Annotated in this window: 19 protein-coding genes; 8 read left to right on the top strand and 11 right to left on the bottom strand. The window is 62.8% G+C overall.

Annotated features, from left to right (window positions below; all coding sequences use genetic code 11):
* Nucleotides 1-43: 43 nt before the first annotated feature.
* On the bottom strand, nucleotides 44-793 hold the full coding sequence (locus H7H48_RS19200) for a GntR family transcriptional regulator (protein ID WP_229450752.1): 750 nt from the start codon (nucleotides 791-793) through the stop codon (nucleotides 44-46).
* 201 nt (nucleotides 794-994) lie between these two features.
* Here H7H48_RS19200 and H7H48_RS19195 point away from each other — a divergent pair, with 201 nt between their 5' ends.
* From H7H48_RS19195 to H7H48_RS19180, 4 genes are all read left to right on the top strand, one after another.
* A complete protein-coding gene (locus H7H48_RS19195) occupies nucleotides 995-1408 on the top strand; it encodes an MbcA/ParS/Xre antitoxin family protein (protein ID WP_065817894.1) in 414 nt (137 codons plus the stop codon).
* Nucleotides 1405-2112, top strand: coding sequence for an RES family NAD+ phosphorylase (locus H7H48_RS19190; protein WP_229450751.1), 708 nt, complete (start codon nucleotides 1405-1407; stop codon nucleotides 2110-2112). The genes H7H48_RS19195 and H7H48_RS19190 overlap by 4 nt, the downstream gene beginning before the upstream one ends.
* Before the next feature lie 61 nt (nucleotides 2113-2173).
* Nucleotides 2174-2461, top strand: a complete 288-nt coding sequence (locus H7H48_RS19185) for a hypothetical protein (RefSeq protein ID WP_229450750.1) — start codon at nucleotides 2174-2176, stop codon at nucleotides 2459-2461.
* A complete protein-coding gene (locus tag H7H48_RS19180) occupies nucleotides 2452-2778 on the top strand; it encodes a type II toxin-antitoxin system PemK/MazF family toxin (protein WP_223006497.1) in 327 nt (108 codons plus the stop codon). The genes H7H48_RS19185 and H7H48_RS19180 overlap by 10 nt, the downstream gene beginning before the upstream one ends.
* A gap of 12 nt (nucleotides 2779-2790) precedes the next feature.
* On the opposite strand, the gene H7H48_RS19175 is transcribed toward H7H48_RS19180, so the two are convergent.
* Entirely contained in the window at nucleotides 2791-3804 is a 1014-nt protein-coding gene (locus tag H7H48_RS19175; RefSeq protein ID WP_223006496.1) for a 1-aminocyclopropane-1-carboxylate deaminase, read from the bottom strand.
* A 144-nt stretch (nucleotides 3805-3948) separates the two neighbouring features.
* On the opposite strand from H7H48_RS19175, the gene H7H48_RS19170 reads away from it, so the two are divergent.
* Nucleotides 3949-4428 carry an Lrp/AsnC family transcriptional regulator gene (locus tag H7H48_RS19170; protein WP_229450748.1) on the top strand — a complete coding sequence of 160 codons (480 nt, stop codon included), beginning with the start codon at nucleotides 3949-3951 and terminating at the stop codon, nucleotides 4426-4428.
* A 23-nt stretch (nucleotides 4429-4451) separates the two neighbouring features.
* Here H7H48_RS19170 and bla read toward each other — a convergent pair whose 3' ends face one another.
* A complete protein-coding gene (gene bla / locus H7H48_RS19165; RefSeq protein WP_229450747.1) occupies nucleotides 4452-5336 on the bottom strand; it encodes a class A beta-lactamase in 885 nt (294 codons plus the stop codon).
* Nucleotides 5337-5503: 167 nt separating this feature from the next.
* Here bla and H7H48_RS19160 point away from each other — a divergent pair, with 167 nt between their 5' ends.
* Nucleotides 5504-6379, top strand: coding sequence for a LysR family transcriptional regulator (locus tag H7H48_RS19160; protein WP_229450899.1), 876 nt, complete (start codon nucleotides 5504-5506; stop codon nucleotides 6377-6379).
* A 9-nt stretch (nucleotides 6380-6388) separates the two neighbouring features.
* Here H7H48_RS19160 and H7H48_RS19155 read toward each other — a convergent pair whose 3' ends face one another.
* Nucleotides 6389-7183 carry a crotonase/enoyl-CoA hydratase family protein gene (locus H7H48_RS19155; protein ID WP_229450746.1) on the bottom strand — a complete coding sequence of 265 codons (795 nt, stop codon included), beginning with the start codon at nucleotides 7181-7183 and terminating at the stop codon, nucleotides 6389-6391.
* 87 nt (nucleotides 7184-7270) lie between these two features.
* On the opposite strand from H7H48_RS19155, the gene H7H48_RS19150 reads away from it, so the two are divergent.
* Nucleotides 7271-7873 (top strand): TetR/AcrR family transcriptional regulator, encoded by a 603-nt coding sequence (locus H7H48_RS19150; RefSeq protein ID WP_229450745.1) that lies wholly within the window; start codon nucleotides 7271-7273, stop codon nucleotides 7871-7873.
* Here the strand turns inward: H7H48_RS19150 and H7H48_RS19145 are convergent.
* The 7 genes from H7H48_RS19145 to H7H48_RS19115 form a co-directional block, all read right to left on the bottom strand.
* Complete coding sequence (locus H7H48_RS19145) at nucleotides 7842-8972, bottom strand: M20/M25/M40 family metallo-hydrolase (protein WP_229450744.1); 1131 nt, start codon at nucleotides 8970-8972, stop codon at nucleotides 7842-7844. The two genes, H7H48_RS19150 and H7H48_RS19145, sit on opposite strands and share 32 nt — an antisense overlap.
* Nucleotides 8973-9092: 120 nt before the next feature.
* A complete protein-coding gene (locus H7H48_RS19140) occupies nucleotides 9093-10256 on the bottom strand; it encodes a M20 aminoacylase family protein (RefSeq protein WP_229450743.1) in 1164 nt (387 codons plus the stop codon).
* Nucleotides 10257-10640: 384 nt separating this feature from the next.
* On the bottom strand, nucleotides 10641-12302 hold the full coding sequence (locus H7H48_RS19135; protein ID WP_229450742.1) for an ABC transporter ATP-binding protein: 1662 nt from the start codon (nucleotides 12300-12302) through the stop codon (nucleotides 10641-10643).
* Nucleotides 12303-12608: 306 nt separating this feature from the next.
* Entirely contained in the window at nucleotides 12609-13463 is an 855-nt protein-coding gene (locus H7H48_RS19130; protein WP_229450898.1) for an ABC transporter permease, read from the bottom strand.
* 29 nt (nucleotides 13464-13492) lie between these two features.
* Nucleotides 13493-14434, bottom strand: a complete 942-nt coding sequence (locus H7H48_RS19125) for an ABC transporter permease (RefSeq protein WP_229450741.1) — start codon at nucleotides 14432-14434, stop codon at nucleotides 13493-13495.
* Nucleotides 14435-14586: 152 nt separating this feature from the next.
* Entirely contained in the window at nucleotides 14587-16212 is a 1626-nt protein-coding gene (locus tag H7H48_RS19120) for an ABC transporter substrate-binding protein (RefSeq protein WP_229450740.1), read from the bottom strand.
* Nucleotides 16213-16299: 87 nt separating this feature from the next.
* Entirely contained in the window at nucleotides 16300-17832 is a 1533-nt protein-coding gene (locus tag H7H48_RS19115; protein WP_229450739.1) for a M81 family metallopeptidase, read from the bottom strand.
* A gap of 212 nt (nucleotides 17833-18044) precedes the next feature.
* On the opposite strand from H7H48_RS19115, the gene H7H48_RS19110 reads away from it, so the two are divergent.
* A complete protein-coding gene (locus tag H7H48_RS19110; protein ID WP_229450738.1) occupies nucleotides 18045-18854 on the top strand; it encodes an IclR family transcriptional regulator in 810 nt (269 codons plus the stop codon).
* The last annotated feature ends 475 nt before the right edge of the window (nucleotides 18855-19329 follow it).

Below are 19329 nucleotides of genomic sequence, written 5' to 3'. Positions count from 1 at the left end.
TAGGCAGATCAAATACCAGAGTACAACCAGTTTTAAACTGGTATTATCGGTGCAGCTCGATCACGAAATCATAGACGTCGCCGCGATATTTGGTCTGCGTGAATTCCACGATCTGCCCGTCTTCCAGAAAACACCGGCGCTCCACCACCAGCAGGCTGGTGTCGGAAGGCGCTTCAAGCAGGCGCGCCTCTTCCGGCGTTATCGGGGTCGACTGCATGCGCTGCACCGCGCGCACCGGCATGGCTCCGCGCGCCTCCAGCGCCTGGTAGAGCGATGCGCCAACCGCTGCGGGTTTGGGCAGAAACCGCACGGGCAGTGCCGCCGTCTCGATGGCGATCGGCATGTCGTCGGCGGTGCGGATGCGCTTCAGGCGCGCGATCTGGTCGCCGCCCGAAATGCCCAGCGCCATCATCTCGGCAGGAGAAGGGCGCGCGGTTTCCTTGGAAATCCAGATACAGCCGGGCTCCAGCCCGCGCGAGCGCATGTCTTCGGAAAAGCTGGTCATGGTGGAGAGCGACTTTTCCAGCCGTGAGGAAACCACCGTCTTCGCCCCGTGCCGCCGGTGTAAAAGCCCCTCCCGTTCCAGGTCCTCGATGGCGCGGCGTATGGTGACGCGCGACATGGAAAGGGCAGCACACAGCGTCCGCTCGCTGGGGATCACCGCCCCGCGCTTCAGCCGCGAGGAATGAATGGCTTCCGCCAGCGCCATCTCCACCCTTCGATAGAGCGGTTCGGCGCTGTTGCCGCGCGCGATGTGTGCGCGCATGAAATCAAGAAGTGCCGCTTCTTCCATCTCTGTTCCTCTGCCCTGTGCTTGCCAGATGATCATGGCAAATTTTTCACAGGTTTTGAACTGGTATTATTTTTTGCTCGTCCGGCGATGTCGTCCCACCGGGCGCATGGGGCTCGTGCGGTCCATGTGGTTGGCGTGTTTCTATCGGAAAAGTTGCCAAATGGCATTATACGTACTATTTAATGCCAAAAGGAGAGAAGCATGGCGCAGTTGCAGCCGGTCGATACCCGAAGCCAGGAGTTCCGTCCCGCACCGATAACCGATGACGAGGCAGCGGCGATGTTTCGTGCGACGGTCAATCTCTTCCGGCTGTGGGAGATCACCGACGAACAAGCGGCCATCCTGCTCGATCTGCCATTGCGCACCTATCGGCGCTGGAAGGCAGAGGGGCCTGGCCGCATCGACCGCGATGGCCGGGCGCGGCTCTCAAACCTGATGGGCATCCACAAGGCGCTGCGTCTCATCTTCCGCGAGCCCCAGCGCGCCTATCGCTGGATCTTCCGGCCCAATGAAGCCTTCGCCGGCCACACCGCACTCGACATCATGCTGGGCGGCGAACTCACCGATCTGATGCGCGTGCGCCGCTATCTCGATGCCGAGCGGGGTGGCTGGTGACCGGCAGTGACACGCCGCCCCTCGCCTCCATCGACTGGCGTGGCGCGGTGCGCATCATCCGCAGCATCTATCCCCCGATCGATCTTTTCGAGGATATTGCCGATCCAGCCGACTGGCCGCTGCTCATTTCCGCCGAGCAGAAGACCAATCCGCGCATCATGGAAACAATCGGCAATCTGGATCTCGTGCCGCCTGCGCGGCGTGTGTCGGGGCCGGGTGCCTCCTTTCTGATGGCGCCCTTCACCCATGTCAGTCCGGATCGCCCGAGCCGCTTCAGCGATGGACGTTTTGGCGTCCTCTATGTAGCGGCCTCTTTCGAGACCGCGCTGTTCGAAACCATCCACCACCATGCCCGCTTCATGGCGGCAACGGGCGAGCCCGCCGGCTGGACCTCCCAGTTCCGCGAGATCGTGCTCGACGTGAAGGCAGAGCTCCACGATCTGCGTGGTGGCGGTTTTGATGCAGCACTCGCCCCTGACGACTATGCCGAGGCACAGGCGCTTGCCCTCGGCCTGCGCGCAGCCGGCTCCGAAGGCATTGCCTATCCAAGTGTGCGCCATCCGGGCGGCGAATGTGTCGGCCTCTTTTATCCCGACAGCGCGGCCAACCCCGTGCAGGGCCGTCACATCGACTATCACTGGAATGGCGAGCGTGTGGATTTCTACCGCGATGCCGGCAGTGGTGCAGTGTTCCGGATTGTTTGAAAAGTACGCAAAAATGTCTTACATCTTGCAAGATCAAATGTCCTGACCCTAGGGACGTGCCATGCCGCGAATGCAAAACCAGAAAGAAGAGTCGATCACCTTCCGCATTGATGGTGAGACGAAGAATGCGCTTGCGCGTCTTGCCAGAAAAGACCGGAAATCTCTCGGTGCGCTGATGCGCGGTCTCGCTCTCGAGAAGATCGAAGAGGACAGGCGCCGCCGGTTTGAGGAGGAGGCCGCGCGGCAGGCACGTGAAGCCGCCGCTGCCAGCCGGGTCTCGTCCGACGAGGCGGCGGTCATGCGTGAGCTGGAAGACGATCTATCTTCCTTTGGTGACGAATGGAAATAAGGCGCGGGGATCTGGTGACCATCCCTGTCGCCGGCGATTATGGCAAGCCGCGCCCCGCGCTTGTCGTGCAGGACGATGCCTTTGCCGAATTGCCGTCTGTGGTGGTTTTGCGGATCACCAGCGATGTGCATGAATGGCCGCTTTTCCGCATCACCGTCGCGCCCTCGCAGGAAAACGGCCTCAGGGCCGTCTCGCAGATCATGGTCGACAAGCCCGCGGCCGTGCCGGTGGCGAAGCTCGGACGCCGCATAGGCCATATCGAGACACCATTGCTGGCGGAGGTGGATCAGGCGCTTGCGCGTTTTCTGGGGGTATAATCCCCTCTCCCCTCACCCGTTGCGAAAGGCATAGCTGTAGCCATTGATGGCCGGCACGCCACCGAGATGCGCATAGAGCACTTTTGAGCCTTCGGGAAAGAAGCCTTTCTTCACCAGGTCGATCATGCCCTGCATGGATTTGCCCTCATAGACCGGGTCGGTCATCATGCCTTCAAGCCGCGCGCAAAGCCGGATTGCGTCCTTCGTCTCTTCCGAGGGCACGCCATAGGCGGGGTAGGCATAATCCTCGATCAGCACCAGATCGTCATCGGCAATCTCGCGGCCAAGTTCCACCAGCTTCGCCGTGTTGCGCGCGATCTCCAGCACCTGCGCGCGGGTCTGGTCCGGTGTGCCGGACGCATCGATGCCGATCACCTTGCGCGCCCGCCCGTCAGCGGCAAAACCGACCAGCATGCCGGCATGAGTGGAGCCCGTCACGGTGCAGACGACAATATAGTCGAAGGTGAAGCCGAGCTCTTTCTCCTGCGCGCGCACCTCTTCGGCAAAACCCACATAGCCGAGGCCGCCATATTTATGCACCGAGGCGCCGGCGGGGATCGCATAGGGCTTTCCGCCTTTCGCTTCCACATCTTTCAGCGCGTTTTCCCAGCTTTCGCGAATGCCGATGTCGAACCCTTCGTCCACCATTTCGACATCCGCACCCATCACGCGGCTTAAGAGAATATTGCCGACCCGGTCGTAGACGGCATCTTCATGCGGCACCCAGCTTTCCTGCACGAGCCGGCATTTGAAGCCGATCTTCGCCGCCGTCGCCGCCACCATGCGGGTGTGGTTCGATTGCACGCCGCCGATCGAAACCAGCGTGTCGGCACCTGAAGCAATCGCATCGGGCACGATATATTCCAGCTTGCGCAGCTTGTTGCCGCCGAAGGCGAGGCCGGAATTGCAGTCCTCCCGCTTGGCATAGAGCGAAACCCCGCCGCCCAGATGCGCGGAAAGGCGCTCCAGCTTCTCGATGGGCGTGGGGCCGAAAGTGAGCGGATAGCGTTCGAATTTTTCCAGCATGGCAGGCCTTTCGATGATGTCTGATCTGCGGCGAGCCTAGCCGAGAAATTGCGGAATGTGCTTTCAGATTTAAGCAGCAGATTGCTTATGAAATGCAGACATGACCTAATAACTGATCCATTTTCCAATTCGATAGGATTCTGAATGGAAGAATCTTCCACCGAGAGCAATCTTGACCGCACCGACATGCGCATTCTCCGGCATCTGCAGCGCGATGGCCGGCTGAGCAATGCCGATCTGGCAAAGCTTGTCGGCGTCAGTGCCGCCACCTGCCACCGCCGCACCGAGCGGCTTTTCAGGGAAGGCTATGTGCGCGGCGTACATGCGGCGGTCGCACCAAAGCATGTCGGGCGCGGGGCTCTGGTCATGGTCGGTGTGGTGCTCGACCGTTCCACGCCGGAGAGCTTTTCCGCCTTCGAAGCGGCGATCCGCAAATTGCCCTTCATTCTCGATTGCCATCTGGTGGCTGGCGATTTCGACTATTTTCTCAAGATCCGGGTGCGCGACATGGCCGATTTCAACCGGCTGCATGGCAGCCAGTTGATCGCCCTGCCCGGCGTGCGCCAGACGCGCACCTTTTTCGTCATGAAGGAGGTGGTGGACGGCGCTGCACTCGATTTCTGAGCGCAGCACCGTCCGTATCGTTCCTATCGGCTTTTCAGCACGTTCACGATGGCTGCACTGACATCCTTCAGCGCCCCATTGCGCGTTTCAAAATCCACATCCGTGTCGGAAATGAAGATCGAGACGAGGAAGGGTGCGCGGCCGGGTGGCGTCACCATGGCCACCAGATTGCGCGTGTGGCTTCCCGCGCCGGACTTGTCGGAGATCGCCCAGTCTTTGGGCAGGGAGGCGCGCATCAGGGCGCCGGTCACGCCGCCATGGCTCATCCATTCGATGAGTTGCGTGCGCGAGGCGGGTTTCAGCACATCGCCCAGAAGCAGGGCATGCCAGGTTTCGGTCATGGCTGCCGGCGTGGTCGTGTCGCGCGGGTCACCGGGCGCGAAGGCGTTGAGCTTCGGCTCCAGCCGGTCGAGGCGGCTGACGGGATCGCCGATATCGCGCAGAAACGCGGTGACCGCCTTCGGTCCGCCCAGCCGCCCGATCAGGAGGTTCGCTGCCGCATTGTCGCTCATGTCCAGTGTGGCAAGGCAAAGATCTGCGATCGACATGGCCTTGCCCACTTGCTTCTGGGTCACCGGCGAATAGGAAACGATATCGAACTGGCGAATGGGCAGGGCATCTTCGAGAGCGAGCGCCCCGGCATCGGCCTTCGCAAGCACGCCGCCGCAAATCAGCGCCTTCACCGTGCTGTTCATCAGAAACCGTTCTTCCGCGCGGTGGCTCCAGCGCCAGTCCGAACCGGTGTCGCGGATCACGATGCCCACCCGTGCGCCAAGCGTGCTTTCAATTCGCTCGACTGTCTGGGAGAGCGTCGCAGCGCCCTCGTCTGCGCTGGCGGGGCCGAAAAGCGACAGGCCGAGGGCGAGCCCTGCCGCGAAGCGCGACAGAACAGATGTCAGTTTACGCATGTCTTGTTCCTTGTTCATGCCGGCTGGCGTTTGCCTCTCAGCCGGCGGAGAAGCCCCGCTATGCCCTTGCATGACATCAGTCAATGTCATGACAATCCTATATTTCGGCTTGTGTTCGCGCCGCAAACGACAAATGATCAGGGGCATCATTAGATAAAGTAATGCCTATGGACAGAGCCGATATTCCGCTCAATGCGCTGCGCGTGTTCGAAGTCGCCATGCGGCAGGGCAGTTTCACCAGGGCGGCGGAGGAGTTGCGGGTCACGCAGGCCGCCGTCAGCCACCAGATCGCCCGGCTGGAGGATAGGCTCGGTGTCGCCCTGTTCCTGCGGGCGTCCGGCGGGCTGGTGCCGACCGATGAGGGGAGGCTCCTCTATCCCGTGCTGGAACACGGGCTCGACGGCATTGCCCGCACGCTGTCCCGCATCACCGGGCGGCGCGATGTGGAGCTCCTGAAGATCGGCGTGAACACCACCTTCGCGCTCGGCTGGCTGTTGCCCAGGCTTGCCGCCTTCGAGAACGCCCATCCGGAGGTCGACCTGCGCATCTCCACAAACAACAACCGCGTCGACATTCTGCGTGAAGGGCTCGACATGGCGATCCGCTTCGGCAATGGAAGCTGGACCGGAAATGATGCGGTCCCGCTTGTCGCAGCACCCATGGCGCCGCTCTGCGCGCCGTCCCTCGCGCTGCGTCTATCGGAGCCTGCGGATCTGGCCCAGATGGTTCTCTTAAGAAGCTATCGCAGTGCTGAATGGCCCGGCTGGTTCGAGGCGGCGGGCACACCCTGCCCGCCCGTCACCGGCCCGGTGCTGGATTCCTCCATCGCCCTGGCGCAGCTTGCCGCTGAGGGCGCGGGCGTCGCGCTTCTGCCGGTTGCCATGTTTGCGCGTCAGGTCGCCGAGGGACGGTTGACCCAGCCCTTTGGCACCACGGTCTCTGTCGGGCGTTATTACCTCACCTGGCACTCGGACCGGCCACAGACAAACGCGATGGCGCGTTTCCGGCAATGGATCATCACCGAGTCTTCCCGCGCCACCTGAACCGCGGCATCACCGCCCCTCATAGCGCGGCGTCCGCCGCTCGATCCACGCACCGAGCCCCTCATGCACGTCGCGGGTCACAGCCATTCTGGCAAACTGTTCACTCTCGATCAGCAGCCCCTCCGCAATGGTGGTGTTGAGCCCGCGCGTCACCGCATGGAGGATACGGGCGCTCGCCAGCGGGGAATGACGCGTGATGCGTTCGGCCAGTTCGAAGGCGGCATCGAGAAGTTTTCCATGCGGCACGACCCGGTTGACGATGCCCATCTCGCAGGCCCGGTCAGGGCTGAAGGGATCGCCCGTCAGCAGATATTCAAGCGCCCGCTTGCGCCCGGCCAGTCTTGGCAGGCGCTGCGTGCCGCCGAAGGTGGGCGGGATGCCAATGTTGATCTCCGGCTTGGCAAAGAGCGCCCGCTCGCTTGCGATTGCCAGATGCACGGCCTCGGTGATCTCGCAGCCGCCGCCGAAGGCAAGCCCGTTCACCGCCGCGATGATGGGCTTCGGAAACGCCTCCATGCGCGACGTCATCGCCTGCCCGCGCCGCACGAAATCGCGCATCGCCACATCCACGCCGTCCCTGATGCTTTGCGTAAATTCATGAATGTCGCCGCCGGCCGAGAAGGCCCGATCCCCCGCCCCTGTCAGGATCACCGCCTTGATGGTCTCATCCTGCTCGATCTGATCCAGCAGCTCCAGGAGCCTGTCATTGGTCGCGTAGTTCAGGGCGTTGAGCTTTTGTGGCCGGTTGAGCGTCAGCAGCGCGATCTGGCTGCGCTTCTCAAAAAGCACTGTGCTGGTCGACATGTCATCCTCCGATGCCTTTGCAGAAACCTGCATCCGGGCTAACATCAGACGCCAATTATATAAACTCACTAGTGAGTGTAGATTGCCATGCCCAGAGACGTCGCACAAACCCGGGAAAAAATCGTCAAAACGGCCAGCCGCCTGTTTTATGGCAAGGGCGTTCGCGCCGTCAGCATGGATACGGTGGCGGAGAAGGCGGGCCTCACCAAGAAGACGCTCTACTATCATTTCCGCAGCAAGGACGATCTGGTCACCGCCTATCTCGCCTCCCGCGACCAGCCCAATCTCGACCTCTTCGCCGAATGGTTTGCGCAGGCGGAGGGTCCGCTTTCCGAGCGCATCCGCGCCATTTTCGAGAACATCGCCAAGGGTGCAGCAAGCCGCCGCTGGAAGGGCTGCGGTTTCCTGCGCACGGCGGCCGAGCTGGTCGAGACACCGGGCCACCCGGCGGTGAAGCAGGCCTCGGCCCACAAGAAGCGGCTTGAGGCCTGGCTTGCCGGGGTGATCGCTATCGAACACCCCGACCACGCGCCGCAGCTCGCGCGCCATGTCCTGCTTCTGCTCGACGGCGCCTTTTCCACCATGCTCGTGCATCACGACACGGCCTATATCCGCAGCGCCGGCGAGGCGGCTGCGGCGTTGCTGCGCGGAAAGGGTTTTATGTCAGCCGCGTCAAAAGCCCTGCCATGAGCTGCGCGCGCTCCACCAGGCTGTCGGTCTCGATATATTCGCCGAGCGTATGCAGCCCCGCCCCGCGCACGCCGATGGAATCGAGCGTGGGGATGCCGAGCGCGCCGGTGAAATTGCCATCCGAGCCGCCGCCGGCGCTGGCATGGGTCAGCTCGAAGCCGATTTCGCCGGCAATGCCGCGCGCCAGTTCATAAACCGCCATCGTACCCGCATCCGGCTCCCACACGGGCCGCGTCACGCCGCGCGTCACCTCGATCACCACGTCGTTTTCCTCGCCCGAAAGCGCCAGCATGCGCTCCACGCCATGGTCGAGATCGGCCTGGCGTTTGGCCATGGAAAGCACCTCCGCATCGCAGGTGGACGACACGCAGTTCACCCATTGCCCGGCATGGATCACGCCCACCGAGAAGGTGCAGTCCTCCCCGGTCATGCTTTCGATCTCCAGCACCTTGCGCGCCATGGCGGCGATGGCGGAGCGGCCATCCTTGAGCGCCCAGCCCGCATGGCTCGGCCGGCCTGCCGTCTTCACGTTGAAGCGCGCAATGGCATAGCGGCCCGTCACCGCGCCGCCGTCGGGGCGCGCGGGTTCGGGCACCAGCACCACCTTGTTCTTGCGCGCCTCCATCTCGATCAGCTCGCGCGTTGAAGGCGTCCCCACCTCCTCGTCGGGCGTGAAGAGAACGGTGATCGGCAGCGGCGTCTCGATGCCGACGCGGATCAACTGGCGGATCGCCTCAAGGCTCACATAATTGCCGCCCTTCATGTCCTGAATGCCGGGGCCATAGCAGCGCCCGTCCTCGATGCGCCACGGGTTCTTCTCCAGCGTGCCGATGGGATGCACCGTGTCGAGATGGCCGGAGATGAGAATGCCCGGCTTGCCGAAATCCTTGTGCGGAAAGCGTGCCCGCACGGAGCCGCCAAAGCCCATCCGGCCCGGAATGCGCTCGATCTCCGCGCCGATTGCGGCGAGCTCGTAGGCCGCAAGATCCATCATGCGGTCCACGGCAGCCGCGTCGAATGTGGGGCTTTCGCAGAGGATCCACGGCTTGAGCCCGGCCAGCATCGTTTCGGTGTCGAAGGGCAGGTCTTTGATGTTCATGATGTGTGTCCTGAACTGGAGCAATTCCAGGAAAAGTGGAAACCGGTTTCCGTCCTGAATTGCGCAAAACAATGGGTTGGAGCGTTTTCGCATTTCAGCGAAAACGCTGTCGTGTCTGGCTCAGAGCGGAAGGCGCTTTTCGACGATCCGCGCCATGATGCTCGCGCCCACGGGCAGCATGTCGTCGTCGAGAATGAAGCCGGGATTGTGCACCGGGATCGAGCCCTTGTGCCCAAGCGTGCAATAGGCGCCGGGGACAGCCTTCAGCATGTCGGCGAAATCCTCGCTTCCGGTGACCAGCTCTTTGGTGATGGTCGCGTTCTCCTCGCCGACAATCTCTGCCGCCGCCTCGCGATAGGCCTCCGAAAGGTCGGCATCGTTCATCAGCACGTCGAAGACGGGCCGCAGGTCCGGCACGATCTCCACCTCATAGCTCGCCGCAAAGCCGGCACAGAGCTTTGCCACCCGGTCGTGGATCAGGTCGCGCACCTCGTCGGAGAAATAGCGGATCGTGCCGGAGATCACCGCCTTGTCTGGCACCACATTATAGGCCGAGCCGGAATGGATCTGCGTCACCGAAAGCACCGCCGGCTGCGTCGGCTGCACATTGCGGCTGACGATCGATTGCAGGTTCTGCACCAGCGCCGTAGCAATCACGATCGGGTCGCGCGCGTGATGCGGCATCGCGCCATGGCTGCCGACGCCATTGATGGTGATGTCGAAAAAGGTCGCCCCCGCCATGGCCGGCCCCGGCTTGACGCCGAACTTGTTCGGCTCCGCAAGCGGGTTGTTGTGCATGCCGTAGATTTCGTCGCAGGGAAACTTGTCGAACAGCCCTTCGGCCAGCATGGCGCGCGCACCGCCTAGCCCCTCTTCCGCCGGCTGGAAGATCATGATCGCGCGGCCCGCGAAGTCGCGCGTTTCGGCCAGATAGCGCGCCGCACCCAGAAGCATGGTCGTGTGGCTGTCGTGTCCGCAGCCATGGAAGGCGCCGGGGTTCTTGGACGCGTAGGGCAGATTGGTCATCTCATCCATGGGAAGCGCGTCCATGTCGGCCCGCAGGCCCACAGTGCGGCCGCCCTCCTTCTTGCCCTTGATCACGCCGATCACACCGGTCTTGCCGAGCCCGGTGTGGATCTCGTCCACGCCCCATTTTTTCAGAAGCTCCGCGACGATCCCGGAGGTGCGCACTTCCTCGAAGCCGATCTCGGGATGCTGGTGGAAGTCGCGGCGGATCTCGGTGAGCTCATCCGCATAGTCGGCGATTTTGGGTAGTACGGGCATGGTAGTCTCCGGTGTTGAATGAAAACTGACGGGCAAGGCGCAAGCCCCTCATCCGCCTGCCGGCACCTTCTCCCCGCCTGCGGGGAGAAGGACGCGGTGGGGAAACGGGCACACAGCCGTTCGAAGCGCAAGCAACAGCGCCGACGCCCCCTCTCCCCGCGTGCGGGGAGAGGGTAAGGGTGAGGGGCGGGCGCCCGGTGCTTTGTGGCGTGAGCCGGCAGGCGGCGAGAAGAGCATGGACGTCGCCCTTTTCGGCCCCGCGCCGACTGAATGAAGCCATGGCGCCAGCGCCGACACCCCCTCTCCCCGCGAGCGGGGAGAGGGTAAGGGGGAGGGGCGGGCGGAGGCGGGGGAGCGGCTGCAGCATCGGTCACGAAACACGCTTCACACACTTTCCAGCTCGCGGAAATTGGCGAAATCCCACTGGCGCCCCGGCGCCGCTTCGATCAGCGCGCGTGTGTAAGCGTGCTTCGGCGCGGCGAGCACATTGGCCGCGCTGTCATGCTCGACCACGCGGCCATGCTGCATCACCACCACCTCGTCGCAGATCTGCGCCGCAACGCGCAAATCATGGGTGATGAACAATATGGCGATGCCGAGTTTCTTCTGAAGCTCGTCGAGCAGGTCGAGCACCTGCGCCTGCACCGAAACATCGAGCGCGGACACCGCTTCGTCCGCCACCAGAACATCGGGCTCCATGGCGATGGCGCGCGCGATCGCAATGCGCTGTCGCTGGCCACCTGAAAACTGGTGCGGATAGCGGTCCACCGCATCATCGGGCAGGCCGACCAGCTTCAGGAGTTCGCGAGCGCGTTCAAGTGCCGCCTTTCTGTCCGTCCCCATGTTCAGCGGTCCCTCGACAAGGCTCCGCCCGATCGTCCAGCGCGGGTTCAGAGATCGGAACGGGTCCTGAAACACGATCTGGATGTGACGGCGCAGAGGCCGGAGCGCCCGGCGCGAAAGCGTGGCGATTTCCTGGTCGGCCACGCGGATCTCGCCCTTGGTCGGGTCGATCAGCCGCATGATGCAGCGCGCGACGGTGGATTTTCCGGAGCCGCTTTCTCCGACAATACCCAGCGTGCGCCCGCGCGGGATGGTGAAGTTCACATCGGTAGCCGCTTTCGTCGGCTCCGTGCGCTTGAAGACCCCGTGCGCGCCATAGATCTTCTGCAGGCTGTTGACCGAGAGCACGGGCGCGCCTTCCGGCGTATCGCGTGCGGCGCGCGGGGTCAGGCTTGGCACGGCCTGCAGAAGCTGGCGCGTATACTCTTCCCTTGGCCGGCGCAGGAGCTCTTCCACCGGGGCATGCTCGACAATCCGGCCAAGTTTCATCACGTGGACAGTGTCGGCAATCTCCGCCACCACGCCCATATCGTGCGTGATGAAGAGCACGGCGGTTCCATGCTTTTCCTGCAGTTCGGCGATCAGGCTCAAAATCTGCTGCTGCGTCGTCACGTCGAGCGCGGTCGTCGGCTCGTCGGCGATCAGAAGCTGCGGTTCGAGGATCAGCGCCATGGCGATCATGATGCGCTGGCGCTGGCCGCCGGAAAGCTGGTGTGGATAGGAACGGTAGATGCGCTCCACATCCGGCAGGTGCACCTGGTTCATGATGTCGAGCACACGCGCCTTTTTCTCCCGGGCGGAGAGTTTGGTGTGCGTGTTGAGCACCTCCTCGATCTGTTCACCCACGCGCATCACCGGGTTGAGTGCTGTCATCGGCTCCTGGAAGATCATGGAGATTTTCTGCGCGCGCATGTCGCGCATGGCCTGCGGCCCGAGCTCGAGCAGGTTCCTGCCCTCAAGCCCGATCCGCCCGCCCGTCGCCTCCAGGGCGCCACGCGGCAGAAGCCCCATCACGGAGAGCGATGTGACGGATTTTCCCGAGCCGGATTCTCCGACAAGGCAAACGGTTTCGCCTTGCCTGATCGTGAGCGACACGCCGTCGAGCACGGGTGCCGCCTTCTCGTTGCCTGAGAGGCGCACGGTGAGGTTTTCGATTTCCAGAACATTCGGCGCATCGTCGAAAGTGCGGGCCTTGAATTTCATATTGCGTGCTCCGGGATGTGATGCTTGGAGCGCTGGAGGGAGTCACCTCCCGTTTCCGTCATCCCGGCCGACCGAAGGAAGAGCCGGGACCCATTGAGAGGCACGGCCGACCTCTGCAGAAGGTGCGGGTGATGCCAGTTCGCGTTCAAACCGGAGCCGGGCCGTGCTCCACGATGTTCTTCCAATGGGTCCCGGACAGCCCTTCGGGCTTCCGGGATGACGCCGTTTGCAAGACAACACAACGAGATGCGGTTGCCGATTGCGGCGGGACTGTTCGTAAGCTGGGTATACAACAGTACTGTCATTTCACCCCTCCCGCTTCTTGAGGCGCGGGTCCAGCATGTCGCGCGCGGTGTCGCCCAGAAGGTTGATCGACAGGATGCACAGCGAAAGCATCAGACCGGGCCAGAAGATCAGCGACGGCTTCAGCTGGAAGTACACGCGGCCTTCGGCCATGATGTTGCCCCATGTGGGAATTTCGGTCGAAACACCCGCCCCCAGAAAGGAGAGGATCGCTTCGGTGAGGATGGCTGACGCGCAGATATAGGTGCCCTGCACGATGAGCGGCGCGAGCGTGTTCGGCATCAAATGCTGCCACAGGATTTTCGGCATGGAGGAACCGAGCGCGATGGCCGCTTCCACATAGGGTTCCTCGCGCGCCGAAAGCACCACCGAACGCACCAGCCGCACGACACGCGGTATCTCGGGAATGGTGATCGCGCCCATCACCGACCAGATGCTCGGCCCGTTGAGCGCCACCAGCGCAATGGCAAGCAGGATGGAGGGAATGGCCATCAGACTGTCCATGATGCGCATGATGATCGCGTCCGCCAGCCGGAAGAATCCGGAGACAAGGCCGATCAGAAGGCCGATCAGCACACTGACAATCGCCGCTGAAATGCCGATGAACAGCGACACCTGTCCGCCTGTGATGACACGCGAAAGCACGTCACGGCCATAGGCGTCGGTGCCGAGCGGATAGGTTTCGCTCGGTCCCTTGAGGCGCTGGAGCGCGTCGATGGCCATGGGATCATGCGGCACGATCAGCGGCGCGAAAGCTGCCAGAAGAATAATGATGACAAGCACGATGGCAGCAATGATCGGGCCGGCACCGAGCCGCCAACCTTGCGGCAGGGCAATGGCGCCGAAGAGCCATTGCATGCGGGATGCGGGTTGCGGGGAAGCGGCCATCAGTAGCGGATCCTCGGATCGAAGAATGTGTAGGAAAGATCGATGAGCAGGTTGATCAGAACATAGAGACCGCTCGTCAGAAGGATCATGCCCTGGATGACGGGATAGTCGCGGGCCAGAATGGCATCGACGGTCAGGCGGCCGATGCCGGGAATGTTGAACACGCTTTCCGTCACCACCACGCCGCCGATCAGGAGCGCGAAACCGGTGCCGATGATCGTCATGATCGGCACGGCGGCGTTGGAAAGCGCGTGGCGGAAAAGAACCACCGTTTCCTTCACGCCCTTGGCGCGCGCGGTGCGGATATAGTCCTCGCCCAGCACCTCGAGCATGGAGGCGCGTGTCATGCGGGCGATCAGCGCCACATAGATGGTGGCAAGCGTCAGGCATGGCAGAATGGCGCGCGAGAGGAATTTTCCAAAATCCTCCGACGGCGCGACATAGCCCTGAACGGGAAACCAGCGCAGCTCGATCGAGAAGATCTTTATGAAGATGTAGCCGATCACAAAGACGGGAATGGAAAAGCCCAGAACCGAGAAGGTCATCACCGCATAGTCGACCCAGGTGCGGTGCCGCCAGGCGGCAAGCACACCCATGGGCACGGCGATCAGCACCGAAAGCAGGATCGTCAGCACGGCGATGTTGACCGTCGGCCAGATGCGTTGCCCGATCATCTGGGTGACGGGCGTGCTGGAGATGAGCGATGTTCCAAGCTCGCCCTGAAGAAGCAGCCCCACCCATGTGATGAACTGTTCATGCAGGGGGTCGGCGAGGCCAAGCGAGGTGCGGATGCGCTCAAGCTGGGCAGGTGTGGCCATGTCGCCGGCAATGATCGCCGCCGGGTCACCCGGGGTGAGCCGCAGCAGGAGGAAAACGAAGATGGCGACAATGGTCATGACCGGGATGACGGCCAGGATGCGTCTGGTGATGTAGCCTAACATCGAAACGTGATGTCCTTTGACACGCGCTTTGAATATAAAAAACGGAGCGCGCGATCCCCATCAGGGAGATCGAGGAAACCGCGCCGGGCAAGAGCCCGAATGCCCCGGAGGTGACCCCGCCCGGCAACCAGGCGGGGCGGGTTCTCAGGCGATCACTCCGCCTTTTCGATGTTCCAGAACACTGGTACCGGCGACGGGATCATGCCGGTCAGCTTGTTGCTGCGCGCCTGTGGCATGATGTACTGGCCAAGCGGCACGTAGAGGACGTTCTCCAGCGTGTGCTTCTGGATTTCGACCGCCACTTCCTTCTGCTTTTCCGGCGTGTCGGCGGCGATGAAGGCGGCGCGCAGTTCTTCCACCTTCTCGTCTTCCGGCCAGCCGAACCATGCGGCATCGCCACGGCCGTTCAGCATGGGGCTGATGAGGGGCGAGTTGATCTCCGGCACCATCCAGTTGGTGAAGAAGATGTTCCAGCCGCCTTCGGAAGGTTTCGACTGGCTGGCGCGGCGGGTGACGAGCGTCTGCCAGTCCATCGCCTGCATGTCGACATTGAAGCCGGCCTCGCGCATGGCCTGTGCGGCCACCACGGGCTGCGCCGTCAGGCTCACCACATCGGTCGGCTGCATCAGGACAATCGGCGTGCCGTCATAGCCGGCCTCTTCGAGCAGTTTCTTCGCACCCTCGATGTCGCCGCCCGAGGTCAGCGTGTCGGATCCGGTCTCGTCGCCCAGCGGCGTGCCGCAGCCGAAGATCGCGCCGCAAACCTTGTAGTAGTCGGGATTGCCGATCAGCGTGGCAAGCACAGCTTCCTGGCTGAGCGCCATCTGCGCTGCTTGGCGGATCTTCACATTGTCGAAGGGCGGGTGTTTGAAGTTCATGCGCCCGATCGTCTGGTAGCCCAGGTCGTCGCGCGTCTCGACCGTCACGTCCTCGCTGGTTTCAAGCAGCGGCAGAAGGTCGATCTGCACCTGCTCGATATAGTCGATCTCACCGGACAGGAGCGCGTTGATGCCGGTCTGCGCGTCGGGCATCGTCACCCATTTCACCACGTCGACCTTCACGTTCTTGCCGCCGGCCATCCAGCTCGCCTCGCCCTCGCGCGGGACATAATCCTCGAACTTGCGATAGGTGACGGAAACGCCCGGCTGATACTCATCCGCCACGAACACGAAGGGGCCGGAGCCGGTGTAATCGGTGATCGCCTCGTCGGCGGAGCCGCTCGCCACGCGCTCGGGCATGATGAAGGGCGGCACGGCCGATTGTTTGCCCACCGTGTCGAGCAATGCCGGGAACGGGGTCTTGAGCTTCCAGACAATCGTCTTGTCGTCGGTCGCCTCGAGGCTCTCCGTCACGTCGAAGATGAGCTGGCCGCCCGAGTCCCGCTTGCCCCAGCGCTGAAGCGAAGCCACCGCATCGGCTGCCGTCACCGGCGCGCCGTCATGGAATTTCAGCCCGTCGCGCAGGGTGAACGTGTAGGTGAGATTGTCGTCGGAAATGGTCCAGTCGGCCATCTGCGGCTGTGGCTCAAAGTTCTCGTCCACCGCCACCAGCACGTCATAGACCATGTAGCCATGGTTGCGGGTGATGTGGGCGGTGGTGATGATCGGGTCGAGCACGCGCAGGCCCGAATGCATGACGGCGGTGATCGTCTTGTCCTGGGCGAGCGCCGGCGTGGCTGCGCCAAGTCCGGCCATGAGCGCGGCACCGGCGGCAAGGCCGAGCGACACGCCGCGGGCGTGGTTCCGTAAGTGCTTTAGTCTATCCTGAAGACGCGACATGATGTTCCCTCTTTTGTTGAGAATGATGTTGTGTTCGTCGTGACGTCTTGAACGCGGTTCTCCCGCCGCGCTGATTTATGTCTCCCGCTATCCCTCCATCGCCAGCGCTTCGCCCGCCGCACGGCGGAAAACCGGTCCGTTGGGCGAAAGGCGCATTCCCTCGGCAAGCTTCGTCCACGGCAGGTCCGCCGGGTCGAGCGGCATCGGCCCCGGTGCCGTACACACCAGAACCGTCTCGGCGATGGGATCGAAATCGGCGCGAAAATGCACCGAGCTCTTGTTGACCAGAATGGCCATTTCCGTCGGCTCGATGCCGACGAAACGATACATGGCAAGGTCTGCCATCTGCGCCTTGTGCGTGGCGACGACGATCTTCACGCCGTCGATGGCAAGGCAGGCGGACGGTCCCACATTCATATGCGTGCCGCCATAATAGGGGCCGGTCGCATGCAGGTCGCCATTGGAAAGTTTCTCTACACGGAACGTGCCTGTGAAAGGCTCGTCGCCGGGAATGCCCGACTGCCCGCCGAGCGGGATCGTGATCTCGGCCCCCTCCCCCGCCGCATGGGCGGCGCGTGCGGCCTGCGGATCGACGATCATGCCGATCGCGGCGCGTTCCGCGCCGTTTCGCAAGAGCGCACGCAGCATGCCCGTCGTGTTGGAATCGCCCCCCGCTCCCGGATTGTCCTGCGTGTCGGCGATCACCACCGGGCGCGTCGCCGTCTGCGCAATGCGCATGGCCTCGCGCACGCCCTCATCGGGGCCGTAGGCGCGGCCGGCAAAGGCTGCTTCCGCGTCCATGATGCTCTGATAAAGCCGGTCGGCGGCCCGGTCCGCCTCTGCCTGCGTCTCCGCATAGGCGATCACCGTTTGCCCGCAGTCTGCAATGTCGGCAGCCGGAAAACCCATCCAGTAGGAGACGCTCGCAACATCGCCCGTCTCGAGCGCCGCCACCTCCTCATAGAGGCTCCTTGCCGGCTCGATGAAGGTGCATTGCCATGGAATGGAGGTCAGATAGGGCAGCCTGCGAAAGGCGTGCGCAAACGGTCTGCCGCGCGCCATCAGCCGGTCGAGCCCTTCGGCGGCGCGCCTTCCCGTCTCGGCCATGTCCACATGCGGATAGGTGCGAAAGGCGACGAGAAGATCGGCCTCGTCCACCATGCGCTCACTGGTGTTGCCGTGCAGGTCGAGGCTGACGGCGATCGGCACGTCCGGCCCCACCACAGCGCGCACCCGGGCGATCAGTTCCCCCTCCCCGTCGTCCAGATGCTCGGCCACCATTGCGCCATGCAGATCCAGACAAACGCCATCGAGCGGCCCGGCCCTGGCAATCCCATCGACAATCTCGCCGGCAATCCGCTCATAGGCATCGCGTGTGACATGCGCCGAGGGGATGGCGCCCGTCCACAGGATGGGCACCATCTCCCAGCCCGCCTTCTGCCCATGGGCCACAGCGCCCGAAACACCCAGATTGACACCCGGGCAGCGCTTCAGGATTTCGTCGCCGCGCGAGATGGGAAGATACCCTCCTCCCTGTTCGAAATTTGCGTAACTGGCGCGTGAGGGCGCGAACGTGTTGGTCTCGTGCAGGAAACCGGCGAGCGCGACCCTTTTGCTCATGCCGCTTCCGCCTTGGTCGAACTGCCAGCCCAGATAGAACGCCGCATTTTCACGCCCCGCTTCTCAACGACTGCATTTTCGGGTCGACGCCCGGAAAATGCGTGATAGGGTGGGAGACAATGTATCGCTGTACGATACACTCGTATCGTTATTACGATAAATGTGCAGCGGTTGAGGAGTCAAACGAATTTTGGCGAAACCGGAGGCCGGGCGTGCGGTATATTCAGAAGGCGGAATATGGGGTGCCGCCGAGCACCAGCATCGATGAGAGCGATCCTCTCTTCGTGCAGGCCATTGCCCGCGCCATGCAGGTGCTTTCCACGTTTCACGAGGCGGGCAAGCCGCTGACCCTCAATGAAATCGCTGCCGCGGGCGGCATGGGAAAAAGCGCTGCCCAGCGGGTTGTCCACACGCTGCGTCAGCTTGGCTATATCGACCGGGATGCGGATGATCGCGGCTATGTGCCTGGCATCCGCATTCTCGATCACACGCGCGACTATCTGCGGATGAACCCCCTGGTCGCCCGCGCCTCGCCGGTGTTGATGGAACTGCGCCGGAATGTGCGCGAGCGTGTGGACCTCAGCCTTCGCGACGGGCTCAGGCTTGTCTATGCCGCGCGTCTTCAAAGCAAGCGCGAGACCTTTTTCGCCACGCTGGTCGGGCAGAGCGTGCCGATCTACTGCACTTCGGGTGGCCGCGCTGTCATGGCACATATGAGCGATGCCGAAGTGGACGAGATCATCGAACGTTCGGTGCGCCGCGAGATCACGCCCAAGACGATCACGGATCCCGCCGCGATCCGGGCGAAGGTCCAGGAGGCGCGTGAGAATGGCTATGCGCTGGCGCTTGAAGAGGTTCTGCAGGGCGAGATCGCGATCGCCACAGCATTGGTGGCGCCCGACGGAACGCCGCTTGGCGCCATCCACATAGCCGGCTCATTGAGCGAGTGGGACGCCGACAGTTTCTGCCGCCGTTTTGCTCCGCTGGCTGGTGAGGCCGCTGGCGCGATCAACAGGTTTTAACTGCCTTGGAAGCTCCTCCCCTCCCCTCTCTCCCCTTGGGGGCAAGCGCGGACATTTGATTGTTAAGGGGGGCTGTGCCTGGCAATCCGGTTTGCCTTCCGATTCTACCACCGGTCTGCAAGTGCCTTCCCGCGGGCCGGCTTTTTCAAAGCGGCCTTCGTCTCACAGATAAAAATTCGCCGGGGAAAGGAAGCCACTCCGGCCGTCACTTTCTCGCGGGTTGGTGCGTAAGTCACGGTAAGTGCGGCGATATTCGGCGCGCTGGCGCGCCCGTCAGGCAATCACACGCGTGGCGTTAACCCTTTGTTAACCAAAAACTTCTTGACGCCGCCGCCGCTTCTCATGGCATTAGTAACGGTATTGAAGGCGATTGTTTGAAATCGGCGTAACCGTGATGCGGTTCTGTTAATAGCGGTTATTTCCGGTTTCAGGCAAAGTCGTAGCGCGTCTGCTTTTTCAGCGTATCTTGGCTCCC

Source organism: Nitratireductor sp. B36 (assembly GCF_020833685.1).
Taxonomy (GTDB): domain Bacteria; phylum Pseudomonadota; class Alphaproteobacteria; order Rhizobiales; family Rhizobiaceae; genus Nitratireductor.
The sequence above is the reverse complement of the archived record's forward strand: the minus strand, read 5'-3'. Positions and strand labels throughout refer to the sequence as shown.